Genomic DNA, 26,901 nt, shown 5'->3' with positions numbered 1-26,901 from the left:
GGCGACGATGCTGTCGATGGGGTTGGGGATGCCGGCGTTGTTTGCACTGATCGGCGTGCCGGCACTGGTCGCAGGGTTGTCGATGTTCTCGTTGGGGATGGTCAGGCGTCAGAGGGCGGTGGAGCGCCTGGCAGTCTGAAGGCGGGCGGCCTCGGGAGCCATTGACTGAGGGGGAGGCGCATGGTCGGTCGTCGGGAACACGCTGACCGAGGTCTTCTGCAACACCGTGTGATGCGCGGCCGGCTGCCTGCGCCATCAGCCGAACACCGCCTCCCAGTCGACATCCCCCTTGTCGCGCGGCCCGAGGTTCAGTTCGCGTTCCACGTGATCCAGGTGCGCAAGCATCCGCGCGCAGGCGGTAGCGGCATCGCCAGCCTCGATCGCATCGACGATGCCGGAGTGCTCGTCATCCGGGCAAGCCGGTGCGTTCGGTGCGTTGTAGAGCGCGATGATCAGGCAGGTGAGCGGGCAAAGCTCCCCCATCAGCTTGATGAAAAAACTGTTGCCGCCCAGCTCTGCCAGCAGCATGTGGAATTCGCCCGTGAGCTTGATCAGGGTGCGATGATCGTTATCCGCGCGGGCGCGGGCCTCCTTGGCCAGGTGTTGGCGCAGGCGGCGTAGCCCGGCCTTGCCAGCGCGCGCGACCACATTGCAGACAATGTCACGTTCGACCACGCGGCGCGCCGCGAACAAGTCTTGTGCTTCCTGTACCGACGGACTGGTGACATAGGCACCGCGGTTCGGATGCAGCTGCACCAGTCCTTCCTTGGCCAGGACCGTCAAGGCCTGCCGTATCTTCGTGCGGCTGACGCGAAAAGCCAGTGCGAGCCGTTCCTCGGCCAGCTTCATGCCAGGCGCAACGCGGTGCTCCATGATGGCCTGGCTGATGCGTTCCGCAATGGAAGGCGCCTCTGCTTTTGCGGCCATGCTTTGCTGGGTCGTCAACGTTATCTGCTCGATAGGTGGAGAAGTGGCGCCTTTTTGCCCGCATCCGGGATGCTGGTGAAGGCAATCCGGATGCCAGGCAACGGCTGGAAATATTGTATACAGGTTAAAACGGGCCGCCCACAAGAGCCAGCACAAGAAAACAAGGGATTTCCCTCTTCGTGTTTCGGCCGTTGGGCGAGATATTCTTAATGGCTTCCATCATGGTTGTACACAATTTTGTGCACTAAAGTCGGGCGAAGGGCGGGGCGGAGCGAGTGCATGTGGCACGGCGGCGGTGCGGGCTGACCGCATGCCCATGTCCGGCGTGGGCCAGGCCCGTGACCGGGCAGTGGCCCGGAACTTGCGTCCGCGTGCGGCAACGCAAGCAAGGGGACTCACATGGCAGGCACCACGACCAGGACAAGGGAGGCCAGGAAGGAAGCCGCAACACGGGCGGTGGCGCCTGCCGCCAGCGCCGACCCTCCGTCACGGGAAGGGCGGGAATGCCGGGACGGCGACAGCACGGTGCAGTCCCTGACGCGCGCGCTCCAGTTGATCGAGCTGTTGTCCGATGACGACGAGGGCTACCGGCTGGTGGATCTGGCGGCACGCAGCGGCCTGTCTACGTCGACTGTCCATCGCCTGCTGACCACTCTGGAGCAGCGCCAGTTTGTCCAGTTCGATCGCGAGCGCAGCCTGTGGTACGTGGGCGTGCGTTGCTTCTCGGTGGGTGCCGCTTTCGCCCGCCGGCGCCGCATCAGCGAACTTGCCCTGCCGGTGATGCAACGGTTGAGCGCGTTGTCCGGGGAGACCGTCAACCTGGGCGTGGCCAGCGACGGGCAGATTGTTTTCGCCTGCCAGGCAGAGGGCCCCCACGGCAGCCGCGCGCTGGCCAGGCCGGGCCAGCGTGCGCCGCTGCATGGCACGGCCATGGGCCAGGCGGTGCTGGCCGCCAAGAGCGAGCCCGACGTGCTGCAATACCTGCGCACCTTTGGCCTGCCGCGCCTGACCAACAACACCATTGCACGCCCCTCGCGCCTGCATGAGACCCTGGCCGAAGTGCGCCGGCGCGGCTATGCGGTGGACGACGAGCAGAATGCGGTCGGCCTGTGCTGCATTGCCGCCGCGATTTGTGACGAGCACGGCCGGCCCTTTGCCGCGGTCTCGCTGGCCGGTTCCAGCCAGCGCATCGTGCGTGCCCGTTTCGATGAGCTTGGCGCCTGGGTGCGTTGGGCTGCCACAGAGATCAGCGCAGCCTACGGCGGGCGCTGCACCCGCGTGCCCTGCCCGATGCCAGTGCCCGCAGCGTCCTTGCCTTTCCACGCGGGCGCGCCGGAAAGCTGTTGATTCCTAAGGGTTTATTCAAGAAGTTCCGGCGTGCGGGAAAGCCGCCGCGCGGGTCTGGCCATGCGCTTCAATGGAAGCAATGTCACGACCGGCCCCCGCACCATGAAGACCCTGCTTGCCGATACCCCCTGGAGCCGACGGCTTGCCGCCGGCATTGACCGTATAGCCATCCTGTGCGGATGGTGGCTGATCGTGCTGTCGGTGGCGACCTGCGTCGAAATGCTCGGGCGCAAGCTGGGTGGCTTCAGCTTGCAGGGTATCGATGAAATCGGCGGCTATACCTACGCCATCCTTGGCGCGTGCGGCTTTGCCTACACCCTGGTCGGGCGCGGCCATACCCGGGTGGACTTCCTGCTGACGCGCTTTCCGGTCAAGGTGCGGGCCGTGCTCAACCTGCTGGCGATGCTGAGCCTGGCTGCCGTGGCTGGACTCTGCCTCTGGCGCGCCGGCCATGTGCTGGTGGACTCCATCGACCTGCACAGCACCGCGTCCACGCCGCTTGCCACGCCCCTGTGGATGCCCCAGACCCTGTGGCTGGCCGGCTATGCCCTGTTCGCACTGGTGGCGGCCTGCGCCGCCTGGCACGCCCTGCAGCTGCTGGTGCGGCGCGACTGGGCCCGCCTGAACAGCCAGTTCGGGCCGCAGACCCTGGCCGAGGAGATCGAGGCGGAGGCGGACATCCGCGTCGCCGCCGCGCCCGCTGAGGGCAATGGCGCAGGCCAGGGCAGCGCTGAAGGCAAGAGCGAAGGAGCGGCAGCATGATCGGTCCCATTGAAATCCTGCTCGGGCTGTGCCTGATGCTGGGGCTGATGTTCCTTGGCTTCCATGTGGCCACCAGCATGCTGGTGGTGGGCGTGGCCGGGGCGCTGGCCTATTTCGGCATGCCAGCGATCGACGCATTGGGCGAACAGTTGTGGGCAGCCGGCGAGGACTACCTGCTGCTGTCGATTCCGCTCTATATCCTGCTGGGCGAGATCCTGATGCGCGGCGGCGCGACGGACAAGATGTACCAGTCGCTCGGCGACTGGCTGAACCGCCTGCCGGGCGGCCTGCTACATACCAATATCGGTGCCTCGGCCTTGTTCTCGGCGGTGTCAGGGTCATCGGTGGCCACCGCGGCGACGATTTCCACGGTCGCGCTGCCTTCCTTCCGCAATCGCGGCTATGACCAGCGCATGGTGCTGGGCTCGATCGCGGCCGGCGCCAGCCTGGGCAACCTGATCCCGCCCGGCGTGGCCTTCATCATCTACGGCTCGATGACCAATACTTCGGCGGCGCGGCTGTATGTGGCGGGCGTGCTCCCCGGGGCCATCATGACCGTGCTGTTCCTGGCCACGATCCTGCTGATCTGCCTGTGGAAGCCCGCGGCGGGCGGCCCGCGCGAGGCCCGTGTGCCGCTGCTCGCCAGGCTGAGCAACTCGCGCCACCTGGCGGGCCCGCTGCTGGTGTTCACGGTGGTGATGGGCAGCATCTACACCGGCTGGGCCACGGTCACCGAGAGCGCCGCGCTCGGCGTGCTGGTGTGCCTGCCGGTGGCGGCCGCCTACGGCAAGCTCAGCGTCGCCATGCTGCACGACTGCTTCCGCTCCACGCTGCGCCTGACCGCGATGACCGCGCTGATCCTGGTGGCCGCGCTCTACCTGAACTTCGTGCTCTCCATGCTGGGGGTGCCGCAGGCGCTGGCCGGCCTGATGAAGCAGGTGGACGTGTCGCCGGCAGTGTTGCTGTGGCTGCTGGCAGCCCTCTACCTGGTGCTGGGCATCGCGCTGGAGACCATGCCGATGCTGGTCGGCACGGTCCCGGTGGTCTTCCCGATCGTGCAGGCGGCCGGCATCGATCCCGTGTTCTTCGGCGTGTTCATGGTGCTGATGTGCGAGATCTCGCTGATCAGCCCGCCGATCGGCATGACGCTCTACGTGATCCAGGGCGTGCGCGGCGAAGGATCGATCAATGAAGTCTTCCAGGGCACGCTGCCGTTCTTTGCCGCCATGGTGGTGATGACCGCCGTGCTGATCCATTTCCCGGCGATTGCCACCTATCTGCCCAACCTGATGTTCGGGCATTGACCTCCAAGGAAGCTCCCATGAACGCCAAACGAATCGCCGGCGCGCTGATCGCGGCCGCCCATGTCGCCTGCGTTGCCGCCGTGCTGCTGCCGGGCACTGCCCAGGCACAGCCTGCTCAACCAGCCCAGCAAACGAAGCTGCGTGTAGCCGGCAACCTCGTCGCGACCGGCCTGATCCAGCAGAACAAGGAGCAGCCCTTTTTCGAGAACTTCGCCAGGAACACCGGCCTGCCGATCGATGCCGACTACAAGCCGATGGATGTGCTCGGCATCAAGGATTCAGACGGCCTGCGCGTGCTTCGCTCCGGGCTGTTCGACATCGTCAGCCTGCGCCTGGCCCAGGTCTCGCGCGACGAGCCATTCTTCCTCGGGCCGGACATCGTTGGCCTGAGCACCGACTACGGCTCGGCCAGCAAGGCCGTGGATGCCTACCGCAATGCCTTCGACAAGCGCCTGCAGGAACGCTACGGCGCCAAGCTGCTCGGGATCTGGCCGTTCGGGCCGCAGGTGGTGTTCTGCAAGTCGCCGATTGGCGGACTGGCCGACCTGAAGGGCAAGAAGGTGCGCGTCTATGACCAGTCCCTGGCCAAATTCATCGAGAAGCTCGGCGGCATTCCGGTGACGATCCCCTTCGGCGAGACCCAGCAGGCGCTCGAGCGCGGCGTCACCGATTGCGCGATCACCGGCCCGAGCTCGGCGAACACGGCGGGATGGCCCGAGGTCACCTCATACTTCATGCCAGTTGGCTTCCAGATCGCGCTGAATGCGTACGCCATCAAGCTCAGCCGCTGGAACGCGCTGCCGCCCGACCAGCAAACGCGCCTGGCCGAGGCCTTCCAGCGTTTCGAGCGCGATACCTGGTCCTACTCGCGCGAGTTGTTCGAGGATGCCTCGCGCTGCAACGTCGGCAAAGAGCCGTGCAAGACCGGCAAGAAGTTCGCCATGAAGGAGGTGCCCGTGCGTCCGGCCGACCTGCAGCTGGTGCGCGACGCGCTGACCACGGTCTCGCTGCCGACCTGGACCGAGGTCTGCGACAAGTCTTACCCGCAATGCTCGGCCATCTGGAAGCAGACCATCGGGCCGCTGGTCGGGGTCAAGTGAATACTGAGGACGGCGGAGACGACGATGGATGATCTTTGGAAACTGCCGGCACATGCGCTCACCGACGGCTACGCCACCGGCCGCTTCACGCCGCAACAGGCGCTGGCGTCCTGCCTGGCGCGCACGGCGCACTGCAATCCGGCGCTGAACGCCGTGATCGCATTCGATACTGAAGGCGCCATGGCGGCGGCACAGGAGAGCACCGCGCGCTGGCGCCGTGGCGAGCCGCTGGGTGCGCTCGATGGCGTGCCGGTCACCGTCAAGGACAACCTGCACGTGCGCGGCCTGCCCACGCATTGGGGCAGCCGCGCGCTGGCGGGCTTTGTCCCGGACCGCGACGAACTACCGGTGGCGCGCCTGCGCGCGGCCGGGGCGCTGATCTTCGGCAAGACCAATGTGCCGGAGTTCGCCATGCAGGGCTATACCGACAACCTCGTCTTCGGCACAACCGGCAATCCCTGGCAGCCGGCCCTGACGCCGGGCGGGTCTTCCGGCGGCGCGGTGGCGGCGGTGGCATCGGGCTGCTGCCCGCTGGCGCTGGGCACCGACGGCGGCGGCTCGATCCGGCGCCCGGCCTCGCATACCGGGCTGGTGGGCTTCAAGCCGTCGCCCGGCCGGCTGCCGCGCGGCGATGGGCTGCCAGAGATCTTCATGCGCTATGAAGTGGTCGGCCCGCTGGCCCGCTGCGTGGCCGATGCGATGGCCATGGCCGAGGCGCTGGGCCAGCCCGACCCGCGCGATCCCGATTCCCGGCGCTTTGCCGGCGTGCCGCTGCAGATGCCGCCGCGGCCATGCCGGGTCTTGCACGTGCCCCGGTTCGGCGATCATCCGGTGGATGCGCGCATCGCTGCCTTGACCGGGCAGGCAGCGCAAGCGCTGCGTGAACTTGGCCACACGGTGGATACCGCGCAGGCGTTCGATCTGGCTGAAGCGACCAATGCCAAATGGTCGCTGTTGTCGCAGGCCGGCCTGGCCTGGCTGGTGGAGCAGGGCGGCGCGCAACTGCCGTTCTGCCCGCCGCTCGATGCGGGCACGTTCGGTGCTGCCACGCAGGCCAATGCATCGGCTGGCCCAGGCCTGCGTGCCGTGCAGCTGTTTGATCTGCTGATGGCCGTGGAGCGTCTGCGCAGCGAGCTTTCCTTGCTGTTCGCACGCTACGACCTGCTGCTGACGCCCGCCGCAGCGGCATTGCCATGGCCGGCCGCACAGTCGCACCCGCCTGTGATCGAAGGCCGCGAGGCCGGGCCGCGTGGCCATGCGGTGTTCACCGCATTCGCCAATGCTGCCGGCCTGCCCGCGATCTCGTTGCCATGCGGCGAGGCAGAGGGCTTGCCGGTTGGCCTCCAGCTGGTGGCGGCGCCGGCCGAGGATGCGTTGCTGCTGGCAATCGCGCGCCAGTTCGAGCAGGCCTTCCCGAGGGCGCCGGGATTCCCGCTCGACGGGCAGGGCCGATGAAGACCCTGGTTGCGCCAGGTACGCCGGCGGCGCTCGCGCAGATGCTCTGCGTCGCGCGTACGCGCGGCGAGCGCGTCGATCCGGCACTGTTGCACCCGCTTGCGCATGGCGGCAGCTACGCCGTGCAGGATGCCACGCTTGCCATGATCGGCCCGATTGGCGGCTGGAAGGTTGGTGCGAGGGGGCCGGGCCAGGAACCCGCCTGTGCGCCGCTGCCGGCGGCCGGCCTGCTGCCGGATGGCGTGGGCCTGCGGGGGCCGGCCTGGCGCCTGCGCGGCATCGAGGTGGAGGTTGCCTTTGTGCTCGGCGCCAGCCTGCCGCCGCGCGGCCGGCCTTATGAGCGCCGGGATATCGAGGCCGCGCTTGCGCTGGTGGTGCCTGCCATTGAAGTCGTGGAAAGCCGCCTGGAGGACTGGCTCGGGGCCGGCAGCGATGCGCAGCTGGCCGACCTGCTCAGCCATGGCGCACTGGTGACGGGGCGCCCCACGCCGTTCGCGCGCGAGTGGCTGCACCTGGGCGCGCTGGAGGCCACGCTGCGCTTCGGCCGGCGCACCGTGGCGCATACCGTCGGCGGGCACCAGAGCCCTGATGTCGGCGCGCTGCTGGTCTGGCTGGCCAACCACTGCGCCGCGCGCGGGGCGGGGCTGAAAGCCGGGCAAGTGGTGACCACCGGCACCTGCACCGGGCTGCTCTTTGCCTCTGCCGGAACCCGCGTCAGCGCCGGGATCGAAGGGCTGGGGACGCTTGCGGCGTGGTTCTGAGGGCGGGGGCTTACGGAACCCAGCCAGGCAGCTCCGATGCCTGCCGGACCCAGCTTGCCACCAGCGCCTCGTCAAGCTCGGCGTCTTCGTGGATGTGGAAGTAGCGCGTGTTCTTGTCCTTGGATTCGACAGGGGGAACAGGGCGCAGCGACATGCCACGGAAGAAGGCCACCTTGATGTACTTCGTCATGCAATGGAAGCTGAGGAACCAGCCCTGGCCCTCGATGCCATAGAACGGCGAGTTCCACTTCACTGCCTTGCGGACGTTGGGAACGTTGCGCTCGATGAGCGCGTCGAGACGGCGCCCGGCGTCTTGTTTCCAGCCCGGCATGGCGGCGATGTAGGCCTGCACGGGGGCATCTCCGTCGGCCTTCGCGATCTGGGGGTTGCCGCCTGCGAGCAGGGGCGGGCTGGCAGCGGCCCGCCTGGCCGGAGTCTTCGTTGCGGCGTGCGCCGGCTTCCTGGATGGTTGGTTCGCCATTGCCTTCACTCCATCGAATACACGCTGACCACCTGACAGACAGGCCAAGTCGCCCAGGGCAGACATAGCCGCTGACGACAGTGCTTGAAGCACGACAATCGGGCTATGCTAACCTGCTGAAGCGGATCGGGCAACGAACGAGGGATCGACCGGAACGCTCTCTGTCATGGCCGGACGCGAGCTGCCTCATGCGCGGGAAAAATTCGAGGAATAGGCATCCATGAATCCATCGGAACGTATCGACGAGCTGATCGCAGGACTCACTGACTGGCGTGGCAAGACGCTGGCGAAGCTCCGCAAGACCATCCTCGAGGCCGACGGCGAGATCATCGAGGAATGGAAATGGATGGGGAGCCCGGTGTGGTCACGCGACGGCATGATCGCGGTCGCCAACGCGCACAAGGAGAAGGTGAAGATCACCTTCACCAACGGGGCGAGCCTGCCGGATCCCGACAAGCTCTTCAACGCCGGCCTCGGCGGCAACAAGTGGCGTGCGATCGATCTCTTCGAGGGCGACAAGATTGATGCGCGTGCCATGAAGAATCTCATCCGTGCCGCGATTGCGTTCAATCAGGGCAAGTCGAAGAGGAAGGCACCGTCCGCGGCTACCCGGGCGAAAGCACAAGAGAGCAAAGAGTAAAGGGACACGAAGCATCCTGGCGTGCGGGCGCGCGCCTGAGCATCGCAAAGAACGTCCCGTCCGGCATGCTCCACGCATATGGAATGCCGGTTTTCTTCGTTGGTTTTCGCGTGCTGCGCGCGTAGGTTCGTGGGTTTCAATCTCCCCGCGAATGCCATGACCGCTTCCCGACGACAGTTCCTGCGCCAGGGCGCCGCCGCCACGGCCGCGCTCGCCTCCGGCCCCATCCTTTCCTTCACCACGTTCGCCACCGGCAATGCACAAGCGCAGGGGCGCCCGGTCCTGAAAGCCGGCGACCAGAAGGGCGGCCTGCGCGCGCTGCTCGAATCCGCCAACGCGCTCGACGGCCTGAACTACGACATTCAATGGACCGAGTTCCCTGCCGCGGCACCGCTTGCCGAGGCGCTGAACGCGGGCGCGGTCGACAGCGGCCCGATCGGCGATGCCCCGGCGATCTTCGCGCTGGCTGCCGGCACGCGGATCAAGCTGATCGGCGCCAACCGCTCTGATCCCTACGGCACGGCAATCCTGGTGCGGCCCGACTCGCCGCTGCGGCAGGCGGCCGACCTGAAAGGCAAGAGCATTGGCACCAACCGTGGCTCGATCGGCCACCTGGTGACGCTCAAGGCGCTGGAATCCGCGGGGCTGAAGCCGGAGGACGCCAACCTCCGCTTCCTGCCGCCGGCGGATGCCAAGCTCGCATTGAGCAGCGGCTCGGTGGACGCGTGGGCGACGTGGGAACCCTATACCGCGATGGCGGAAACCAGCGGCCACGCGCGCGTGCTGGTCAGCGGACGCGGGCTGTGGTCCGGCCTCAGCTACCTGGCAGCCACCGATGCCGCGCTGGCGGCCAAGCGCGCGGTGCTGCAAGACTTCCTGCGCCGGGTGGTGCGTGCGCAGCAATGGTCCTACCAGCACGTGCCGGAGTTCTCTGCGGCCCTCGCCCGCATCATCGGGATCCCGCCGCAGGCGGCACGGCTGCAGTTCGAGCGGCGGCACACGCAATGGCGGCAGATCGATGCCGAACTGATCGCCGAGCAGCAGCGCACGGCGGATTTCTACCAGAAAGCTGGGTTGCTCAAGCAGCGGCTCGATGTGCGGCAGACCTTCGACTCCGGGTTCTCCCTTACCGCCTGACTGCCGCGGGCGGCGCCAGGCCGTGCACTGAGTCCATCGACGGCCTCGGCAAGCGCCTCCGGCACGACCATGGCCTCGCCGGAGGCCGCTAAGGATTTCCATGATTGACGCCGACCCGCGCCAGCCCATTTCACGGCCTGGCGCGGCCTGCGCCGGCGCGGACCGTTCTGGTCCCAGCGAATCCGGGCAACTGGTCCTATAGGCCCGGAATGGCCCTCACCTATAAAGCCGTGACCCCCAAACATATTTCCCGTTCCGAGGAGCAAAACCATGCGGTGGATCAAGCAGATAGCGACGTATTTCGCCCTGGTGGCCGCGCTGGCGCCAGCCGCACACGCCCAGAGCAAGAATGTAGTAATTGCTTACCAGGACATGGTGGTGCCCTGGCGCTACGCGCAGGACATGCAGGAGCTGGAAAAGCAGACCGGCTACACGGTCTCGTTCCGGCAGTTCGGCGGCGGCGGGGACGTGATCCGCGCCATGGCTTCGGGCCAGATCGCCATTGGCGAGGCCGGCACCTCGCCGATTGCGTCGGCGCTGTCGCAAGGGCTGGATGTCGAACTGTTCTGGATCCTGGACGATATCAACGCGGCCGAGGCGATGGTCGCGCGCAATGGCAGCAAGATCGCCAGCGTCGCCGACCTGAAGGGCAAGCGCGTCGGCGTGCCCTTCGTGTCGACCACGCACTACCACACGCTGGTCGCGCTGGAGCGCGCCAGGATCAATCCGAAGGACGTCCGCATCGTCAACATGCGCCCGCCCGAAGTAGCCGCCGCCTGGGAGCGTGGCGACATCGACGCCACCTTTATCTGGGACCCGGTGCTGGCCAAGCTCAAGCAGTCCGGCACCGTGCTGATGACCTCCGGCCAGATCGCCGCCGACACCGGCAAGGCCACCTTCGACGGCATGATCGCCAACAAGAAGTTTGCCCGTGAGAACCCGGAGTTCATGGTCAAGCTGGTGCGCGTGCTGGCCGCGGCCGATGAAAACTACCGCAAGAACAAGGCGTCCTGGACCCCCGATTCGCCCATGGTGAAGGCGGTGGCCAAGGTGTCTGGCGCCAAGCCCGAGACGGTACCCGCGAGCATGGCGCTGTACGCCTTCCCCACGCTGCAGGAGCAGGTGTCGGAGCGCTGGCTGGGCGGCGGCGCGGCGCGCGCGCTGCAGTCCGCGGCGCAGTTCCTCAAGGAGCAGGGCACCATCCAGACCGTCCTGCCGGACTATGGCCCGGGCGTCAATGCGGAATGGGCAAAGCGGGCGTTGCGCTGACGCCGCGCCCATCGCGCTGAAGATGGCCGCCGCGCTCAAGCCAGTCCCGCGCGGCCGCCCCGAAAGTCCTGTTGCGGAAGCCCATCATGTACAAGCTTGAAATCGATAATCTCAGTGTCAACTACGGCGTCGCGGGCGGCGCCAAAACGCTGGCCCTGTCGCAAGTCAACCTCACCATGGAGCGCGGCGATTTCGTCGTGGCGCTCGGTGCCTCGGGCTGCGGCAAGACCACCTTGCTGTCGTGCATCGCAGGCTTCATGGAACCCTCGGAAGGCGAGATCCGGCTGTCCGGCAAGGTGGTGCGCGGGCCGGGTGCCGAACGCGGCGTGGTGTTCCAGAAGCACGCCCTGATGCCGTGGCTCAGCGTGGCGGACAACGTCGCGCTGGGGTTGCGCCTGCGTGGGGTGTCGCGTGCCGAACGGATGCGGGTCGCGCATGAGAAGCTGGCCGCGGTCGGGCTGGAAGATGTCGCCGGCAAGCCGGTCTATCAGCTCTCGGGCGGCATGCAGCAGCGCGTCGGGATTGCCCGCGCGCTCGCCTGTGATCCGGCGGTGATGCTGATGGACGAGCCGCTGGGCGCGCTCGACGCGCTGACGCGCGAATCGATCCAGGCGCTGATTCTCAAGCTCTGGGCCAAGGAACAGAAGATCGTCTTCTTTATCACGCACAGCGTGGAAGAGGCGCTGTTCCTGGCCACGCGGCTGATTGTCATGACGCCGTCGCCTGGCCGCATCGCGCACACCTATGAACTGCCGTTCGCGCGGCGCTTCATCGAATGCGGGGACGCCCGTGCAGTCAAGGCCGACCCGGAGTTCATCCGCTATCGCGAAGAGATCATTGATCTGATCCATGCCACCGCTTGAGGAACACGAGATGCCCGCTTCCGTCCAACGCATCGAACCCACGCCGCGCGTCACCAAAGCCGCCGCGGCCGGGGCCAGCCAGCAAATGAAGACCGTCTCGGGCTACCGCCTGCCCGGCGAGGGGTCAAGCTCACGCATCTCCACCATCACCGTGGTGCTGCTGCTCGCACTGTGGTGGCTCGCCAGCCACCTGCGCTGGCTGCCGCCGCTGTTCCTGCCCACGCCTGAGTCCATCGTCACCGCCTTTATCGATGCCTGGCAGGGCAACCTGCAAGGCGGCCAGCCGCTGACCGAGCATTTCGCGGCCAGCATGATGCGCGTGTTCGGCGCCTTCGGGCTGGCGGTGGTCACGGCGGTGCCGGTCGGCGTGATGATGGGGGTGTCGCGCATCGCACGCGGCGTGTTCGATCCGCCGATCGAGTTCTACCGCCCCTTGCCGCCGCTGGCGTACCTGCCGCTGATCGTGATCTGGTTCGGCATCGACGAGACCTCGAAGGTGCTGCTGATCTTCCTGGCCTGCTTCGCGCCGCTGGCCATGTCGGCCCAGGCCGGCGTGCGCTCGGTCACCATCGAGCAGATCAACGCGGCGTACTCGATGGGCGCCACGCCGTGGCAGGTGGTCCGCCATGTGGTGATCCCCGCCGCGCTGCCCGATATCCTGACCGGGATGCGCATCGCCATCGGCTTCGGCTGGACCACCCTGGTTGCCGCTGAAATGGTGGCCGCCACCGCCGGCCTTGGCCAGATGGTGCTCAATGCCTCCAACTTCCTGCGTACCGACGTGGTGATCATGGGCATCGTGCTGATCGGGCTGATCGCCTACGTGTTCGACCTGCTGATGCGCAAGCTGGCGAAGGTCCTGGTGCCCTGGAAGGGACGGATGTGAGGTGATGGCGTAGCTCCGGGATCATCATCCCGGGGCACCCTCCCCAAGGACCACGATGACCCGTTCAGACTTGGTCAGAGAAGGCAGTGGAAGATAGCGCAGGCGGTATCTTCCGCTGCGGACTCCAAGGTGCGTCGCCACCCGTTGAAGCGGGGGCGACGCATCTCGATCCCGTTACAGCGCGGCCACCTGGACGCCGTTGCCGAAGTTCTGCATGGTGGGGATCTTCAGGCTGAGGTGCGAGCTGGCGTCGATGGTGTTCACGGTCGGCCCGACCTGCAAGCCGATGGTCGGGCTGGCAAAGCCACCGCCGCCGACGACGTTCTGGGCGTTGCCGCCGACAACAGAGAAGGCGCTGCCGCCGCGCACAGCGGACATGGTCTTGCCGTCCAGTTCCTGGTCGAGCGGCAGATCCTTGATCATGAGGGTCGATTGCATGGTAAGTCTCCTTGGGGGGCGGTTGAAGGGGAGTCCCGCCTCGGCGGGCCTCCCGCATGCAGCGTTGTTACAGCGAGGCCACCTGGATGCCGTTGCCGAAGTTCTGCATGGTGGGGATCTTCAGGCTGAGGTGCGAGCTGGCGTCGATCGTGTTCACGGTCGGCCCGACCTGCAAGCCGATGGTCGGGCTGGCAAAGCCGCCGCCGCCGACGACGTTCTGATAGTTGCCGCCGACAACAGAGTAGGCGCTGCCGCCGCGCACAGCGGACATGGTCTTGCCGTCGAGATCCTGGTCGAGCGGCAGGTCCTTGATCATGAGGGTCGATTGCATGGTAAGTCTCCTTGGGGATTCGGTTGAAGGGGAGTCCCGCCTCGGCGGGACTCCCGCATGCAGCGTTGTTACAGCGTGGCCACCTGGGTGCCGTTGCCGAAGTTCTGCATGGTGGGGATCTTCAGGCTGAGGTGCGAGCTGGCGTCGATCGTGTTCACGGTCGCGCCGACCTGCAAGCCGATGGTCGGGCTGGCAAAGCCGCCGCCGCCAACGACGTTCTGATAGTTGCCGCCAACAACAGAGACGGCGTGGCCGCCGCGCACAGCGGACATGGTCTTGCCGTCGAGTTCCTGGTCGAGCGGCAGATCCTTGATCATGAGGGTCGATTGCATGGTAAGTCTCCTTGGGGTTCGGTTGGGGGAGCACGTTGTTGCGCTCGAAGGGTATAGAGCATGGGCCGTGCCAGGCCCGGGACGGTGCTGCAATAAAATCCATAACATCCTGAAAAACAAAGGTTTTTCAGGGAATGCTGGCACTTTCCGATCCCCGTCAGGCAGACATTGTGTTGGGTGCGGGCCAACTCATTTCATGGCACTGTTGGCCAGACAAATACATATCAGGCGCCGCCCGCGATGCGATGCCGCCGGAGAGGCCGAAAGGCAAGGATGGCTAGCCTTTTATGCCGCCAGATGCTCATCCCGCGCCACGGAAAGCGGAGGAAGAAGGGCCATGGCCTCTTCCAGCCTCTGGACCAACGCGGAACTTGCTGGCTGCAACGGCTGTCGGGTTTCCGGCGAAATCACGCCGGATAGCGCCAGCGCAGCTTTCACTGGTGCCGGATTCGGCTCCGCGAACATGAGCGAGATCAACGGCGCGAGCTTCGCGAACAAGCCGTGGGCCGCGCGCAAGCGGCCCGTCTGCGCCAGCTGCAGCAGGCGCACGAACAGGTCCGGACGAATATGCGAGGACGCGGCGATCACGCCGGCGCCACCTGCAAGCAGGTGATCCAGCAAGGCAGCATCTTCGCCACACAGCACGGTGACGTGCGGATCGTTGGCAAGTGCGCGGAGATTGCCGGCGTCACACTCCTTGACCGCCGAGATCTGCGGTTGCGCAAGCAGCGATCGGATGAGCGCTGGCGACATCGCACAGCCGGTTCGCTTCGGCACGTTGTACAGCATCAGGGGGCGTTCGGTTGCGCGCGCCACCTCATTGAAATGCCACACGATGCCCTCATCGGATGGCCGCAGGTAGTAGGGCGGCGGCACCAGGTAGCCGGCAAGATCAAAGCCGTCCAGTTCGGCAACTTGCGCGCACACCGTGCGGGTATCGACCGCTCCGACGCCAGCCATCACCGGCAGCTCGCCGTGGACGGCCTCGAGCACTGCCGCCGTGAAGACTTGCCGCTCGTGGGTGGAAAGCAGGCTTCCCTCTCCGGTCGTGCCCAAGATGATCAGGCCGTTCACGCCTGCCTCGAGGTAACTCTCAGCCAGCCTGGCGGCGCCCGGCAGGTCCAGCGAGCCGGCACGCATCGGCGTGACCATGGGCACCCAGATGCCCCATGGCGTCTGGCGGGAAGCCGCTGCGATACCGGTGCAGGCATGCACGGCGGCGCCGGAAAAGCTCTCTTCCTCAGTGCGCCACATGGTTGTCTCCCAGGGCTGTCGTGACGCCGAACTCCGCCGCCGGAAAGGCCGTCATGATGGCGTGCATGGCCGCGTCGCGGTCCGCGCGTGCGATCTCCACGTGCAGCGTGGTTTCGCCGTGCCGGTAGTCCACGTTCACCACATAGACGCGGGCCAGTTCACCGAGCACCCGGTGCATGGTCTGCCGCAGGCCGAACACCTCGGTGGATGCCACCGCAAGATGCATGCGGATCCAGGCCGGTGCGGGCTGGGAGACCGCGCGCAGCACGGGCATGGTGGCCTTGCTGCTGCGCAGGGCGGTACGTCGGGGAACGGTATCAACGGCCAGGCTTGACTGTCGCATGATTGGATGGACCGGCGCGGTAGCGGGTCGCGTGTTGGACATGGCTTTATGCTAGCCAGCGCCGTCTAAATTTGATGCAAGGATGTTGGGCCTTGGCGTTAAATCCGCATCAAAATCAGCGACGCTGGCAAGGCGCTCGCGCTCAGAACGTCTTCGTCAGCGACGCCCAGGCCGCAGCCTTGCCGAGGTAGCGGCCCCGGTTGGCACTGGTGTAGGCCACTTCCTTGGCGTTGGTATCGACATAGGCAATCGCCAGCGCGAAGCCCTTGCCCAGGTCCTTGGTCAGGCCGATCTTCCAGTCGGTGTACGAGGCGTCGCTGTTGTGCTTGACGCCCTGGTAGCCGACGTGCGCGTTCAGTGTCAGGTCCCAGAAATTCAGCGGGACATTGGCGCTCAGGTCGACGTAGTAGCTGTTCTTGCTGTCGGCCCAGCCAAACAGGTTGGTGACCGAGTGCGAGTACTTGAGCATGACCGGGCCCCAGCCGATGCCGGCGTACAGCTCGGTGGTGTACGGGCGCGGGTTGTTGTAGCCGCCCGGGTAGTAGTACTCGAGCACGCCCAGGTCATAGTTGAACTCGGTGCCGGCGACCTTGAAGGTGTTCTTGAAGCCGCCGTAGAAATCCATCTCGACCGCGGCCGAGACCGCCGGGTTGGCATCCTCGAGCCAGCTGATGCCGGAGTTCCAGTTGCCCAGATAGAAGCCGCTTTCGTGGGCGTAGTCAAAGCCACCCTGGATGGCCGGGCGCAGGTTGGTCTGGCTGATGCCGCGATAGCGGTAGTCCGAGACCAGCGACACGTTGGCCGTGAACGTATGCGGGGACGGCGCGGCGTCTGGCTGGGATTGCGCCATGGCCGGCATGGCAGCGAGGAAGATGGAAGATGCGGAACATGCGAGCAGCGTGGCCGCGGTTTGGCGCAGGTCAGTCATTGTTGTTGTGGCGAGAGTTGAAAAAATCCCCGTTGCAGGGAGCCTCGCCACGATATGGCCTGACGCGTAAAAACGGTATCAAAAGCCGCGGTGCCCGCGTACAAATCCAATCAATGCGCCTGGATTTCGGCGCTACCCGGCAAACCGGTAGCCCAGCCCGATTTCCGTCAGCAAGTGGGCGGGCCGCGCCGGGTCCGCTTCGAGCTTGTGCCGCAGATGTCCCATATAGACGCGCAGGTACTGGCTGCTTTCGGCCTGGGAGGGTCCCCACACCTCCCGCAGCATCTCCCGGTGCGTCATCACCTTGCCGCGGTGGGCGATCAGAACCGCAAGCAGCCGATACTCGATCGGCGTCAGGTGCACGGCCTGTCCCGAACGGGTGACGACGCGGCTGGCCAGGTCAACCTGCACGTCGCCGAACAGGATCTGGTGGGAACCGTGAGCGTTGGCCCTGGCATGCCGGCGCAGCAGCACGCGCAGGCGCGCGACCAGTTCACCGACGCCAAAGGGCTTGGTCAGGTAGTCATCCGCGCCGGCATCCAGCGCACCGATCTTGTCGGCTTCTCCGCTACGTGCCGACAGGACCAGGACCGGTACGTCAGTCCACGTGCGCATCTCGCTGATCAATTGCACCCCGTCTCCGTCCGGCAAGCCCAGGTCGAGAACGACGAGGTCAGGTTGCCGGGTGCCTGCCTCAATCAGTCCGCGCTTGAGCGATTCTGCCTCGTGCACCGTGCAACCTTCGGACTCCAGGGTCGAGCGGACAAAGCGCCGGATATGCGGCTCATCCTCAACCAGCAGGACTGTCGGGGAAAAATCAAATGGCATCAACTTCCTCTCTTCTTGCGTGAGACCCTAGGCATCAGTCTGCTCCGGCTCCACCGCCGGCGGATTTCCACGCGGCAACGCTACCAAGAAGCGCGCGCCCGCCTGGCCGCCGGGCCGGTCCGGGCGTTGCGCGGGTTCCACCCAGATGCGCCCGCCATGGGCTTGCACGATTGCCTCGCATACGGCGAGACCCAGGCCGACACCCGCGGTCGCGGATTCGCGCTCACCGCGCGTGAATTTCTCGAAGATCTGCCGTTCCTTGCCCTTGGGCACGCCGGGGCCATCATCCTCTACCGCAATCCTGATCTCGTCGTCGACCGGCGCGGCCGAGAGCCGGATTTCCGTGCCGGCGGGCGTGTATTTGGCGGCATTCTCCAGCAGGTTGCACAGCACGCGCTCGATCAGCACGGCGTCGCATTCGACCAGGGGTACCCGGGACAAGTCGACGACAACCACGCGGTGGTGCTCGAGCGCCTCGCGCATGGCAGCCAGGCTGGCGCCAACGAGCTCCTCCACCGATTGCCACTCCTTGCTCATCCGGACTTCCCGGCCCTGCAGCTTCGCCATGTCCAGCAGATTCACCACCATGGTCCGCATGCGCCTGGCCTGTTCCAGCATGGCGGCCACGGTCTCGGCCAGTGACGGCGCCAGCCCGGGATCGCTGCGCTGCATGGTTTCCGCCATGCCGATCAGGCTGGTCAGCGGGGTGCGCAGGTCATGGGAGACAGCGGCCAGCAATGAGCTGCGCAGGCGCTCAGACTCCATCGACAGCAAGGCCAGCTGCGCCACTTCGACGTAATGCAAGCGCTCGATGGCGATCGCGATCAGCGTGCAGAAGACATCGACCTGGCGCCGCAGCGCGGGTTGCGCAAAGGCGTGTGACACCGCGGGCTCGACCGCCAGCACGCCACGGGTCTGCATCGGCGCCTTCAATGGCAGATACAGCACGGTGCTGCCTGGCAATGTGTGCGTGCCGGTGCCTGCGGGCTGGCCGTGATCGAATACCCACTCCGCCAGGACACGGTCGATCGAGTCGGTTCTCGTCCCGGTGTCATGCTGCTCGACATCAGACACGGGCGGCAGCAGGCGGCCTTCCGGGGAAACCAGGAAGAAGGCTGAATTGGCATCGAAGGCTGCGCGCAGGAAACGGCTGGCGATCGAAACAATCTGGTCCGGCATCAGCGCCGCGGAGAGTTCGCGGGCCAGTTCATACAGCGTGCGGGCATCGTTCTCGCGCTGCACCGCCACCTGCGCCTGTTCGCGCAAACCGGCCGTCAGTTGCCCGATGACCAGCCCCACGGATAGCAGCACGAGGAACGTCAGCAGATACTGTACGTCGCTGACGGCGAACGACAGCCGCGGCGGTACGAAGAAGAAGTCGAAGGCGGCCACGGCCAATACCGAAGCCAGCGCCGCCGGTCCGCGGCCATGACGAAGCGCGACGCCGACCACTGCCGCCAGAAACAGCATGGCAATGTTGACGACGTCGAACCATGGAAACGCGAGGGCCGACAGTGCCGTGGCACCGGCGCACCATACCACTGCCCACAGATAGTCTCTGCGCGTGGCGCCGTCGCCTGGCGCAGGGGCGTCTGGCTCTTCAGTGCCATGGCGCGGGCGAAGATCCACTCGCGTCGTGTCCGCCGCAACGCGGATGATGTCGATCTCCGGACACCCGATCGCCAGCGCATCGGCAAAACTGCGGCGGCCGAACAGCCAGGCCGGGGCGTTCACAAATGGCGTCAAGGCCAGGCCGAGAAGGGAGCGGGCCCGCTCCGCAACGGAGGCGCCGCCCCGGCGCCAGTCTGCCGGCGCCCGGCCGATGACCACCTTGGTCAGGTTGTGGCGGCGCACGTACCCCACGATTGCCTGGACCATGTCGTTGCCCGCCAGGGTCTCGGTGCGTGCGCCCAACTCCTCTGCGAGACGCATGGCCGTCTGCAGGCGAGTCTTTGCGAAATCGGACGGGGGTGCCAGCCTGGGGGTGGCGATGGTCACCACATGCCAGTCGCAATCGAGCTGGCCGGCAAGCCGGCGCGCACTCCGGACGACCTGCTCGGCATCGTCACCACTACCGATGCAAGCCAGCACCGCCTCCCGGGTCCGCCACACGCCTTGAACGGCTTCGGACTGACGCCATGCTCGGACATCGGAGTCCACCCGGTCGGCGGTCCGGCGCAGCGCCAGCTCGCGCAGGGCGATCAGATTGCCTTTCCGGAAAAAGTTGCGCGCCGCGTGTCGCGCCTGCTCCGGCAGATAGACCTTGCCTTCCTTCAGCCGGCGCAGCAGCTCGTCGGCCGGCAGGTCCACCAGCACGACTTCGTCGGCGCTGTCGAACACAACGTCCGGCACGGTCTCCCAGACGCGGATGCCGGTGATGCCGCCCACCGCCTCGTTCAGGCTGTCCAGATGCTGCACATTGACCGTGGTCCAGACGTCGATCCCGGCAGCCTGCAATTCCTGGATATCCTGCCACCGCTTCGGATGGCGACTGCCCGGTGCGTTGGAATGGGCCAGTTCGTCAACCAGGACCAGGGCCGGTCGCCGGACCAGCGCCGCGTCCAGGTCGAACTCCTGCAGAACCCGCTCGCGGTACGGCACGTCCTTCATTGGCAAGCGCTCGATACCGGCGATCAGCGCTTCGGTCTCGGCGCGGCCGTGGGTCTCCACGATGCCAATGACAGCATCGGTGCCCCGTGCAGACGCCGTCCGCGCCGCGGTGAGCATGGCGAAGGTCTTGCCGACCCCGGCGGAAGCGCCAAAGTAGACCCTGAGCTTGCCGCGCGAAGCGCGAGCGCCTTCTTCCTGCACCATCTGGAGCAGGGCATCGGGGTCGGGGCGCGAGCCGGCTTCGCGCAATTCGGCATCAGGCATCGGTCGGCTCACCCTCTATGCTGGCATTGGCAAACCGGTTCTGCTTCGCATCCGCGTCCCGGCACTGGGCTATTTCCGTGCAATGGCATCCAAGCCAAGGTTCAGCTTCAGGACATTGACTCCCGGACCGCCCAGGACCGACAGTAGCGGCGTTTCGGTATTTGCCGCAATCAATTGCTTCACCTGTTCGATCGGAATCCCCCTGGCGCGGGCGATGCGCGCCGCCTGGTACTCAGCGGCCGCAGGGCTGATGTGCGGGTCGAGCCCGCTGCCGGAGGCAGTGACCAGGTCCACCGGAACGGGGGCCTGGTTGTCCGGATCCGCGGCGTGCAGGGCGACGACGCGCGCGCGCGCGGCATCGGTCAGCGCCGGATTGGTGGGGCCCAGGTTGGATCCCGCCGAAGCCGCGGCGTTATACGGCATCGGCGCCGTGGCCGACAGCCGGCCCCAGAAGTACTTCGGGTCGGAGAACGGCTGGCCGATCAGTTCCGAGCCAACTGTCCTGCCATCCTTCTCGATCAGCGAGCCGGCTGCCTGATGCGGGAACACGGCCTTGGAGATTGCCGTGATCGCGCCGGGATAGAGCAGGCCGGTCACCAGCGAAAGACCAACGAACACCACCAACATTGGCCGCAGCAAGCCACCTTGCACGGGTGCCGGCGACGGCTGCGGGGACTGCACTTGCGTATTCATGAGCGCTCCGAATCGTGGCAGAAAATCAGACCCAGCCAAACAGGGCCAGGATCATGTCGATCAGCTTGATGCCGGCAAACGGCACCAGGATGCCGCCCAGGCCGTAGACCAGCAGGTTGCGGCGCAGCAGCACCGCGGCGCCCAGCGGCCGGTAGACCACGCCCTTGAGCGCAAGCGGGATCAGCACGACGATGATGAGCGCGTTGAAGATCACCGCCGACATGATGGCCGACGCCGGCGTGGCGAGCCCCATCACATTGAGCAGGTTGAGCTGCGGATAGGTGGTGGCAAACGCCGCCGGGATGATCGCGAAGTACTTGGCGATGTCGTTGGCCACGCTGAAGGTCGTCAGCGAGCCGCGCGTCATCAGCATCTGCTTGCCGATCTCGACGATCTCGATCAGCTTGGTCGGGTTGCTGTCGAGGTCCACCATGTTGCCGGCTTCCTTGGCCGCCTGCGTGCCGCTGTTCATCGCTACGGCTACGTCGGCCTGGGCCAGTGCCGGCGCGTCGTTGGTGCCGTCGCCGGTCATCGCGACCAGCCGCCCGTCGGCCTGGTACTGGCGGATCAGCTTGAGCTTGGCTTCCGGCGTGGCTTCGGCCAGGAAGTCGTCAACGCCGGCTTCCGCCGCAATCGAAGCCGCCGTCAGCCGGTTGTCGCCGGTGATCATCACGGTCTTGATGCCCATCTTGCGCAGTTCGCCGAAGCGCTCGCGAATGCCGGTCTTGACGATGTCTTTCAGCTCGATCACGCCAAGCACGCGTACCGAACCGCCGTTGGCGTCGGCTACCACCAGCGGCGTGCTGCCGGCGCGGGCAACCTCATCGACGGCTTGCAGGACAGCATCGGGGAACTTGCCGGCACGTTCCGTGACGTAGCGGCGCACGGCATCGGCCGCACCCTTGCGCACGTGACGCTCGCCGCCGCCATCGCTCAGGTCAACCCCGCTCATGCGGGTCTGGGCGCTGAACGGCACGAACTCCGGCTTCAGGCTTGCCATCACCGGCGCCGCCAGCCCCGGCAGCTGGCGTGCCAGCGTGATGATGCTGCGGCCTTCCGGGGTCTCGTCGGCCAGCGACGACAGCCACGCCGCTTCCGCGAGCTGCAGCGGCGACACGCCCGGGGCCGGGATGAAGCGCGATGCCTGGCGGTTGCCATGGGTAATGGTGCCGGTCTTGTCGAGCAGCAGCACGTCCACGTCACCAGCGGCTTCGACCGCACGGCCCGAGGTGGCAATCACGTTGGCTTCCATCATCCGGCTCATGCCCGCCACGCCAATGGCTGACAGCAGCCCGCCGATGGTGGTGGGAATCAGGCAGACCAGCAGGGCCACCAGCACCGTGATCGTCACCGGAACGCCTGCCTTTGCCACCAGCACGCTGTAGAGCGAGAACGGCTGCAGCGTGGCCGTGGCCAGCAGCAGCACAATGGTCAGCCCGACCAGCAGGATCGTCAGGGCCAGTTCGTTCGGCGTCTTCTGCCGCTTGGCGCCTTCAACCATCGTGATCATGCGGTCGATGAAGCTCTCGCCCGGGTTGGTCGTGATGCGCGCCACGATCCAGTCGGACAGCACGCGTGTACCGCCGGTCACCGACGAGAAGTCGCCGCCCGACTCGCGGATCACCGGCGCCGATTCGCCGGTGATGGCGCTTTCGTCGACCGAGGCCACGCCGTCGATCACTTCGCCGTCGCCGGGGATCATCTCGCCGGCCTGTACCAGCACCACGTCGCCACGGCGCAGCGCCGTGGCGGGGCGCGCTTCGGTGGCACTGCCACGCTTGCCGTCCTTCAGCACACGTGCGGTGACGGTGGTCTTCAGGCCGCGCAGCGCTTCCGCCTGCTGCTTGCTTCGGCCTTCGGCAAGTGCCTCGGCAAAGTTAGCGAACAGCACCGTGAACCACAGCCACACCGACACCGCCAGGATGAAGCCCGCGGATTCCCCACCGGGGGCTGCCGCCGGCGCGGCCATGGCCTTCAGGAAAAGGATCGTCGTCAGGATGCTGCCCACGTAGGCCACGAACATCACCGGGTTGCGCAGCTGGTCGCGCGGCGACAACTTCCCGAAGGCCGCGACCAGCGCGGGCTTCACCAGCTCCGGCGCGAACATGCTGCGCGCCGGCGGGCGATGATGGTGGGAGCCGTGTTGGCGGTCGGACACCGGCGCGCTCTTTGCCTGAATCGTGTTGGAGGAAGACGCTTCAGCCGTGTTGGCGCCGCGCTTGGCCACCGGGGCCATCGAATTTTGTTGCATGGTTTCTCCGCAATCCGCTAGAGCCATCCGGCACCTGCATCGGTGAGGCAGGGCAGGGTCCGGACGTGTAGGAATGCTCGATATTTCGTCGTCAGTCGTCGCTTTACTTCGCCGCGGTTGCCGTCACCGCGCCCTGGAGTTGCTCGGCGACTGGCCCCAGCGCCAGCGCCGGGACATAGGTCAGCGCACCGACCAGCAGCACGGTGCCCACCAGCAGGACGACGAACAGCGGGCCGTGCGTCGGCATCGTGCCGCCGCTCACGGGCACGCGCTTCTTGGCTGCCAGCGAGCCCGCCAGCGCAAGCACCGGGATGATGATCCAGAACCGGCCGAACCACATGGCTGCCGCCAGCAGCGTGTTGTAGAACGGGGTGTTGGCGGACAAGCCCGCAAAGGCGCTGCCATTGTTGTTGGCCGCCGACGAGAGCGCGTACAGGATCTCGGAGAAGCCGTGCGTGCCGGGATTGAACACACCGGCGCGTCCGGCCTCGGTCATCACCGCCACCGACGTGCCGAGCAGCACCAGCAGTGGCGTGACCAGGATCGCCACGGCCGTCATCTTCATCTCGTAGACTTCGATCTTCTTGCCGAGGTACTCCGGCGTGCGCCCGATCATCAGTCCGGCGATGAACACCGCGAGCACGGCGTAGACCAGCATGCCGTACAGCCCCGAGCCGACGCCGCCGAACACGACCTCGCCCAGCTGCATCAGCAGCATCGGCACCAGGCCACCGATGGCGGTGAAGGAGTCATGCATGGCATTGACCGCGCCGCACGACGCCGCGGTCGTGATGGTGGCGAACAGTGCCGAAGCGGCGATGCCGAAGCGCGTTTCCTTGCCTTCCATATTGCCGCCGGCCTGCAGCAGCGACGCGGCGTGATCCACCGGCAATCCGGCCAGCGCCGGGGTCGCCATCTGCTCGGACATCGCCGCCACGCAGGCCATCGCGACAAAGATGACCGTCATGGAAGCCAGCACCGCCACACCCTGTCGCCTGTCTCCCACCATTTCGCCAAAGGTGAAGCACAGCGCCGCCGGGATCAGGAAGATCGCCAGCATCTCGAGAAGGTTGGCCAGGCCATTCGGGTTCTCGAACGGATGCGCCGAGTTGGCATTGAAGAAGCCGCCACCGTTGGTGCCCAGCATCTTGATGGCCTCTTGCGAGGCAACCGGGCCCATCGCCAGCGTCTGCCTGTCGGTCTTCAGGTCTTCCGTCACCGGCTTGCCTTGTGCATCGAGCACCGGTTGCCCGGCCGCATCGAGCTTAGGCTGGCTGTACTCCACCGGCGTGACCAGGCTGGCTTCCTTGTAGGCGTCGAAGTTCTGGATCACGCCCTGGCTTACCAGTGCCAGTGCGATCACGGTCGCGATCGGCGCCAGCACGTAGAACGTGACCCGCGTCATGTCGACCCAGAAATTGCCGATGGTGGCGGCGCTCTGGCGCGCGAATCCGCGCATCAGCGCGAACACCACGGCGATGCCGGTCGCCGCGGACAGGAAGTTCTGCACGGTGAGCGCGAGCATCTGCGTCAGATAGCCCATGGTCGACTCGCCGCCATAGCCTTGCCAGTTGGTGTTGGCGACAAAGCTGATCGCCGTGTTGAAGGCCGAGTCCGGCGAAACCGCGCCAATGCCCTGCGGATTGAGCGGCAGCATGCCTTGCAGGCGCTGCAGCGCATAGACTGCCACCACGCCAAGCAGGTTGAATGCCAGCACCGCGACGGCGTACTGCGTCCACCCCATCCCGGCATCGGCACGCACGCCGCCCAGGCGATACAGCAGCCGTTCCAGCGGCCGGCCCCAGGCGGTCAGCGAATAGTTGCCATCCTCCACCGCACGCCGGATATAGCGTCCGAGAAAAGGGGCGCACGCCAGCAGGATGGCGAGATAGAGGACCAGCAGGCCCACGAATTGGGAGGACATCAGAATTTCTCCGGCCGGAACAACGCAATGAGGAGGTAAACAAAAATGGCAATGGCCAGCACGCCGCTCAACAGATCGGTCCAGCTCATCACAGCCTCCTGTCCGACGCGCTGTTCTTTGCCGCCATCTGGTCATGCGCGCCGCCGTGGCCGCTGCCTGCCGGAGATTTCGGCGCAAGCACGGCGCAAAGCCCCAGCAGGGCTGCGCTCAGCACGGCGAAGCCAATCAATACGATCAAATAGATCCCGTCCATAACAAAGCACCCTTGAATGGTTTCGGCTTGCAGATTAGCGACGGGGTCGTAAAAACAGGGTAGAAAGATGGCCGGTGCGTATAAAGAACGTATAAAGATTCGGGCGATCAGCATGCGCGCGGGAGCCAAGGTGCACTTTCTTGGCCGCTGGCGATCGTGATGCGTGGTGGTAAGGCTGCCGCTGTTGGCGGAGATGCTGCGTCGGCGCGACGCTTCTCTTTCGGATCTTTACGCGACGGCCCGGCGCGTTAATCGAGGGGCTTGACCCGCCGGAATGCACCAAGGAGTGCGAGGTCGTAGGCGATCTTGAGCACGCCGCAGGCAACCAGCGGCGTCCCGACCCAGCCCATCGCCAGCAGCGCGCCCGCCAGGGTCGGGCCGAATGCGGCAGCCAGGCTCCTGGGCACGGCAGTCAGGCTTGCCGCCGCCGGCCGCTCGGGCGGCGTCACCACGGCCATGACATAGGCGGTCCGGGTCGGCACATCCATCTGCGACAGCGCGCTGCGTACGAGCAGCAGCGCCAGCGTCGCCGGCAGGGAGGGGGAGAACGCGGCCGCGATCAGGCAGAGGCTGGATGGGATATGGGTGAACACCATCGTGTTCAGCAAACCGAACCTGCGAGCCAGCGGTGCGGCCACGAGCTGGGAGCCGGCGCTAAGCAGCCCGGCCCAGAAGAAGAACTGCCCGGCGGCACCAATGGAAAGGCCGAAGCGCTGCATCAACCATAGCGCCAGCAGGGAATTCACCACCAGGCCGCCGGCAAATGCGTCGACGCTGAAGAGCAGGGCAAGGCGGGTAACGATCCGGCGAGACGGTCCCAGCGGGACTCTCGCCGTTGCCAGGTGCGGTGGCGGCTCCGGCATGCGGGCATAGAGGAACCAGAGTGCGGCACCGGTCAGGGCATAGACCATGAACATGGCGCGCAGCGCGCTGAGGACAGGAACCCCAAGTTGCGCCGCGAGCCAGTCCGGCAGCGCCGCCGCCAGCGCACCAATGGCGGCGCAGAGGGCCCCGGTCAGGCTGTAGCGGGCGAACAGGGCAGTGCGGGCATCGGCGCAGGCTGAATCGGCAAGACCGGCATGCTCAAGCGGCAGGAAGACGCTGACGTCGCCGGAACTGGGGTTGAGCGTGCCGACGAATGCGACCAGCAATAGCGGCCAGAGGGAGGACAGTCCGGCGAAGCCTATGCCGGTGGCGGCCATCAACGCGGCCGCCGACATCAGCAGCCTGCGCTGCGGATAGCGGTGGCCGATGATGCCCACCAGGACCGTCGCCAGCGCCGAGCCGATCAGGGTTGCGCTGCTGACCAGCCCCACTGCCAGCTGCGCGAAGCCCAGAGCCAGCAGGTACGCCGGCAACAGCACGGCGATAAAGCCGTCACAGAAGCCGCGCAGCGCGCGGCCAACGAGAAGCGGCAAGGCGCCGGGATGAATGCCTGCGGGCAGGACCAGGCGCGCTAGCCAGCCTCTGCTGACAATCATGGCCGGGTCTTCAGGTGTGCGCATCGCAATGGCATCCGT

General features: G+C 66.3%; 27 protein-coding genes. 11 read left to right on the top strand and 16 right to left on the bottom strand.

Features of this window, described 5'->3' with window-relative positions; all coding sequences use genetic code 11:
* Positions 1 to 255: 255 nt before the first annotated feature.
* Positions 256 to 945 (bottom strand): GntR family transcriptional regulator, encoded by a 690-nt coding sequence (locus tag AC3WRR_RS20895; protein WP_041688034.1) that lies wholly within the window; start codon positions 943 to 945, stop codon positions 256 to 258.
* A gap of 381 nt (positions 946 to 1,326) precedes the next feature.
* Here AC3WRR_RS20895 and AC3WRR_RS20890 point away from each other — a divergent pair, with 381 nt between their 5' ends.
* The 6 genes from AC3WRR_RS20890 (at position 1,327) to AC3WRR_RS20865 (ending at position 7,656) form a co-directional block, all read left to right on the top strand.
* Complete coding sequence (locus AC3WRR_RS20890) at positions 1,327 to 2,274, top strand: IclR family transcriptional regulator (RefSeq protein WP_081225766.1); 948 nt, start codon at positions 1,327 to 1,329, stop codon at positions 2,272 to 2,274.
* A gap of 102 nt (positions 2,275 to 2,376) precedes the next feature.
* The gene (locus AC3WRR_RS20885) at positions 2,377 to 3,036 is read left to right on the top strand and encodes a TRAP transporter small permease subunit (RefSeq protein ID WP_439672564.1); all 660 of its coding nucleotides are present in this window, start codon (positions 2,377 to 2,379) and stop codon (positions 3,034 to 3,036) included.
* Positions 3,033 to 4,340, top strand: a complete 1,308-nt coding sequence (locus tag AC3WRR_RS20880; RefSeq protein ID WP_011616863.1) for a TRAP transporter large permease — start codon at positions 3,033 to 3,035, stop codon at positions 4,338 to 4,340. Before AC3WRR_RS20885 ends, AC3WRR_RS20880 begins: the two co-directional genes overlap by 4 nt.
* 17 nt (positions 4,341 to 4,357) lie before the next feature.
* Positions 4,358 to 5,440: a TRAP transporter substrate-binding protein gene (locus AC3WRR_RS20875; protein WP_011616864.1), complete on the top strand. Its 1,083-nt coding sequence runs from the start codon at positions 4,358 to 4,360 to the stop codon at positions 5,438 to 5,440.
* A gap of 24 nt (positions 5,441 to 5,464) precedes the next feature.
* A complete protein-coding gene (locus AC3WRR_RS20870; RefSeq protein ID WP_492298005.1) occupies positions 5,465 to 6,895 on the top strand; it encodes an amidase in 1,431 nt (476 codons plus the stop codon).
* Positions 6,892 to 7,656, top strand: coding sequence for a fumarylacetoacetate hydrolase family protein (locus AC3WRR_RS20865; protein ID WP_010813413.1), 765 nt, complete (start codon positions 6,892 to 6,894; stop codon positions 7,654 to 7,656). The genes AC3WRR_RS20870 and AC3WRR_RS20865 overlap by 4 nt, the downstream gene beginning before the upstream one ends.
* Positions 7,657 to 7,666: 10 nt before the next feature.
* On the opposite strand, the gene AC3WRR_RS20860 is transcribed toward AC3WRR_RS20865, so the two are convergent.
* A complete protein-coding gene (locus AC3WRR_RS20860; RefSeq protein ID WP_010813414.1) occupies positions 7,667 to 8,137 on the bottom strand; it encodes a DUF1801 domain-containing protein in 471 nt (156 codons plus the stop codon).
* A gap of 220 nt (positions 8,138 to 8,357) precedes the next feature.
* On the opposite strand from AC3WRR_RS20860, the gene AC3WRR_RS20855 reads away from it, so the two are divergent.
* The 5 genes from AC3WRR_RS20855 to AC3WRR_RS20835 all read left to right on the top strand — a co-directional run bounded on the left by AC3WRR_RS20855 (position 8,358) and on the right by AC3WRR_RS20835 (position 12,932).
* Positions 8,358 to 8,777, top strand: a complete 420-nt coding sequence (locus AC3WRR_RS20855; protein ID WP_010813415.1) for a DUF1801 domain-containing protein — start codon at positions 8,358 to 8,360, stop codon at positions 8,775 to 8,777.
* Between the two features lie 156 nt (positions 8,778 to 8,933).
* Positions 8,934 to 9,914, top strand: coding sequence for an ABC transporter substrate-binding protein (locus AC3WRR_RS20850; protein WP_010813416.1), 981 nt, complete (start codon positions 8,934 to 8,936; stop codon positions 9,912 to 9,914).
* Between the two features lie 270 nt (positions 9,915 to 10,184).
* Positions 10,185 to 11,183, top strand: coding sequence for a taurine ABC transporter substrate-binding protein (gene tauA / locus AC3WRR_RS20845; RefSeq protein ID WP_492298003.1), 999 nt, complete (start codon positions 10,185 to 10,187; stop codon positions 11,181 to 11,183).
* An 86-nt stretch (positions 11,184 to 11,269) separates the two neighbouring features.
* Positions 11,270 to 12,046, top strand: coding sequence for a taurine ABC transporter ATP-binding protein (locus tag AC3WRR_RS20840; protein ID WP_010813418.1), 777 nt, complete (start codon positions 11,270 to 11,272; stop codon positions 12,044 to 12,046).
* A gap of 10 nt (positions 12,047 to 12,056) precedes the next feature.
* Entirely contained in the window at positions 12,057 to 12,932 is an 876-nt protein-coding gene (locus AC3WRR_RS20835) for an ABC transporter permease subunit (RefSeq protein WP_010813419.1), read from the top strand.
* A gap of 174 nt (positions 12,933 to 13,106) precedes the next feature.
* Here the strand turns inward: AC3WRR_RS20835 and AC3WRR_RS20830 are convergent, their stop codons facing one another.
* The 14 genes from AC3WRR_RS20830 to AC3WRR_RS20765 form a co-directional block, all read right to left on the bottom strand.
* Positions 13,107 to 13,370 carry a hypothetical protein gene (locus tag AC3WRR_RS20830; RefSeq protein WP_439672565.1) on the bottom strand — a complete coding sequence of 88 codons (264 nt, stop codon included), beginning with the start codon at positions 13,368 to 13,370 and terminating at the stop codon, positions 13,107 to 13,109.
* 67 nt (positions 13,371 to 13,437) lie between these two features.
* The gene (locus tag AC3WRR_RS20825; protein ID WP_439672566.1) at positions 13,438 to 13,701 is read right to left on the bottom strand and encodes a hypothetical protein; all 264 of its coding nucleotides are present in this window, start codon (positions 13,699 to 13,701) and stop codon (positions 13,438 to 13,440) included.
* A gap of 68 nt (positions 13,702 to 13,769) precedes the next feature.
* Complete coding sequence (locus AC3WRR_RS20820) at positions 13,770 to 14,033, bottom strand: hypothetical protein (RefSeq protein WP_010809605.1); 264 nt, start codon at positions 14,031 to 14,033, stop codon at positions 13,770 to 13,772.
* A gap of 285 nt (positions 14,034 to 14,318) precedes the next feature.
* Positions 14,319 to 15,287: a 4-hydroxy-tetrahydrodipicolinate synthase gene (dapA, locus tag AC3WRR_RS20815; protein ID WP_492297999.1), complete on the bottom strand. Its 969-nt coding sequence runs from the start codon at positions 15,285 to 15,287 to the stop codon at positions 14,319 to 14,321.
* Positions 15,274 to 15,630, bottom strand: a complete 357-nt coding sequence (locus AC3WRR_RS20810; RefSeq protein ID WP_041688036.1) for a hypothetical protein — start codon at positions 15,628 to 15,630, stop codon at positions 15,274 to 15,276. The genes dapA and AC3WRR_RS20810 overlap by 14 nt, the downstream gene beginning before the upstream one ends.
* A gap of 142 nt (positions 15,631 to 15,772) precedes the next feature.
* The gene (locus AC3WRR_RS20805; protein WP_011616868.1) at positions 15,773 to 16,558 is read right to left on the bottom strand and encodes a TorF family putative porin; all 786 of its coding nucleotides are present in this window, start codon (positions 16,556 to 16,558) and stop codon (positions 15,773 to 15,775) included.
* Positions 16,559 to 16,690: 132 nt separating this feature from the next.
* Positions 16,691 to 17,386, bottom strand: coding sequence for a two-component system response regulator KdpE (kdpE, locus tag AC3WRR_RS20800; RefSeq protein ID WP_439672570.1), 696 nt, complete (start codon positions 17,384 to 17,386; stop codon positions 16,691 to 16,693).
* A gap of 27 nt (positions 17,387 to 17,413) precedes the next feature.
* On the bottom strand, positions 17,414 to 20,260 hold the full coding sequence (locus tag AC3WRR_RS20795; protein WP_492297997.1) for a DUF4118 domain-containing protein: 2,847 nt from the start codon (positions 20,258 to 20,260) through the stop codon (positions 17,414 to 17,416).
* 69 nt (positions 20,261 to 20,329) lie between these two features.
* Positions 20,330 to 20,953 carry a potassium-transporting ATPase subunit KdpC gene (gene kdpC, locus AC3WRR_RS20790; RefSeq protein ID WP_011616871.1) on the bottom strand — a complete coding sequence of 208 codons (624 nt, stop codon included), beginning with the start codon at positions 20,951 to 20,953 and terminating at the stop codon, positions 20,330 to 20,332.
* A 25-nt stretch (positions 20,954 to 20,978) separates the two neighbouring features.
* Entirely contained in the window at positions 20,979 to 23,204 is a 2,226-nt protein-coding gene (kdpB, locus tag AC3WRR_RS20785) for a potassium-transporting ATPase subunit KdpB (RefSeq protein WP_492297995.1), read from the bottom strand.
* Between the two features lie 103 nt (positions 23,205 to 23,307).
* On the bottom strand, positions 23,308 to 25,128 hold the full coding sequence (gene kdpA, locus AC3WRR_RS20780) for a potassium-transporting ATPase subunit KdpA (protein WP_492297993.1): 1,821 nt from the start codon (positions 25,126 to 25,128) through the stop codon (positions 23,308 to 23,310).
* Entirely contained in the window at positions 25,128 to 25,217 is a 90-nt protein-coding gene (kdpF, locus tag AC3WRR_RS20775; protein ID WP_010809614.1) for a K(+)-transporting ATPase subunit F, read from the bottom strand. The genes kdpA and kdpF overlap by 1 nt, the downstream gene beginning before the upstream one ends.
* A complete protein-coding gene (locus AC3WRR_RS20770; RefSeq protein ID WP_010809615.1) occupies positions 25,217 to 25,495 on the bottom strand; it encodes a hypothetical protein in 279 nt (92 codons plus the stop codon). Before AC3WRR_RS20770 ends, kdpF begins: the two co-directional genes overlap by 1 nt.
* Before the next feature lie 134 nt (positions 25,496 to 25,629).
* Positions 25,630 to 26,862, bottom strand: coding sequence for an MFS transporter (locus AC3WRR_RS20765; protein ID WP_011616874.1), 1,233 nt, complete (start codon positions 26,860 to 26,862; stop codon positions 25,630 to 25,632).
* Between the last annotated feature and the right edge of the window lie 39 nt (positions 26,863 to 26,901).

Source organism: Cupriavidus sp. FW305-3-2-15-C-LB2 (assembly GCF_058787575.1).
This window is presented reverse-complemented; position numbering and strand designations above follow the sequence as displayed.

Coding starts and splice junctions, on each gene's coding strand:
- AC3WRR_RS20890 (WP_081225766.1), top strand. CDS start 1,327: ATGGCAGGCACCACGACCAGGACAAGGGAGGCCAGGAAGGAAGCCGCA.
- AC3WRR_RS20885 (WP_439672564.1), top strand. CDS start 2,377: ATGAAGACCCTGCTTGCCGATACCCCCTGGAGCCGACGGCTTGCCGCC.
- AC3WRR_RS20880 (WP_011616863.1), top strand. CDS start 3,033: ATGATCGGTCCCATTGAAATCCTGCTCGGGCTGTGCCTGATGCTGGGG.
- AC3WRR_RS20875 (WP_011616864.1), top strand. CDS start 4,358: ATGAACGCCAAACGAATCGCCGGCGCGCTGATCGCGGCCGCCCATGTC.
- AC3WRR_RS20870 (WP_492298005.1), top strand. CDS start 5,465: ATGGATGATCTTTGGAAACTGCCGGCACATGCGCTCACCGACGGCTAC.
- AC3WRR_RS20865 (WP_010813413.1), top strand. CDS start 6,892: ATGAAGACCCTGGTTGCGCCAGGTACGCCGGCGGCGCTCGCGCAGATG.
- AC3WRR_RS20860 (WP_010813414.1), bottom strand. CDS start 8,137: ATGGCGAACCAACCATCCAGGAAGCCGGCGCACGCCGCAACGAAGACT.
- AC3WRR_RS20855 (WP_010813415.1), top strand. CDS start 8,358: ATGAATCCATCGGAACGTATCGACGAGCTGATCGCAGGACTCACTGAC.
- AC3WRR_RS20850 (WP_010813416.1), top strand. CDS start 8,934: ATGACCGCTTCCCGACGACAGTTCCTGCGCCAGGGCGCCGCCGCCACG.
- tauA (WP_492298003.1), top strand. CDS start 10,185: ATGCGGTGGATCAAGCAGATAGCGACGTATTTCGCCCTGGTGGCCGCG.
- AC3WRR_RS20840 (WP_010813418.1), top strand. CDS start 11,270: ATGTACAAGCTTGAAATCGATAATCTCAGTGTCAACTACGGCGTCGCG.
- AC3WRR_RS20835 (WP_010813419.1), top strand. CDS start 12,057: ATGCCCGCTTCCGTCCAACGCATCGAACCCACGCCGCGCGTCACCAAA.
- AC3WRR_RS20830 (WP_439672565.1), bottom strand. CDS start 13,370: ATGCAATCGACCCTCATGATCAAGGATCTGCCGCTCGACCAGGAACTG.
- AC3WRR_RS20825 (WP_439672566.1), bottom strand. CDS start 13,701: ATGCAATCGACCCTCATGATCAAGGACCTGCCGCTCGACCAGGATCTC.
- AC3WRR_RS20820 (WP_010809605.1), bottom strand. CDS start 14,033: ATGCAATCGACCCTCATGATCAAGGATCTGCCGCTCGACCAGGAACTC.
- dapA (WP_492297999.1), bottom strand. CDS start 15,287: ATGTGGCGCACTGAGGAAGAGAGCTTTTCCGGCGCCGCCGTGCATGCC.
- AC3WRR_RS20810 (WP_041688036.1), bottom strand. CDS start 15,630: ATGCGACAGTCAAGCCTGGCCGTTGATACCGTTCCCCGACGTACCGCC.
- AC3WRR_RS20805 (WP_011616868.1), bottom strand. CDS start 16,558: ATGACTGACCTGCGCCAAACCGCGGCCACGCTGCTCGCATGTTCCGCA.
- kdpE (WP_439672570.1), bottom strand. CDS start 17,386: ATGCCATTTGATTTTTCCCCGACAGTCCTGCTGGTTGAGGATGAGCCG.
- AC3WRR_RS20795 (WP_492297997.1), bottom strand. CDS start 20,260: ATGCCTGATGCCGAATTGCGCGAAGCCGGCTCGCGCCCCGACCCCGAT.
- kdpC (WP_011616871.1), bottom strand. CDS start 20,953: ATGAATACGCAAGTGCAGTCCCCGCAGCCGTCGCCGGCACCCGTGCAA.
- kdpB (WP_492297995.1), bottom strand. CDS start 23,204: ATGCAACAAAATTCGATGGCCCCGGTGGCCAAGCGCGGCGCCAACACG.
- kdpA (WP_492297993.1), bottom strand. CDS start 25,128: ATGTCCTCCCAATTCGTGGGCCTGCTGGTCCTCTATCTCGCCATCCTG.
- kdpF (WP_010809614.1), bottom strand. CDS start 25,217: ATGAGCTGGACCGATCTGTTGAGCGGCGTGCTGGCCATTGCCATTTTT.
- AC3WRR_RS20770 (WP_010809615.1), bottom strand. CDS start 25,495: ATGCTGATCGCCCGAATCTTTATACGTTCTTTATACGCACCGGCCATC.
- AC3WRR_RS20765 (WP_011616874.1), bottom strand. CDS start 26,862: ATGATTGTCAGCAGAGGCTGGCTAGCGCGCCTGGTCCTGCCCGCAGGC.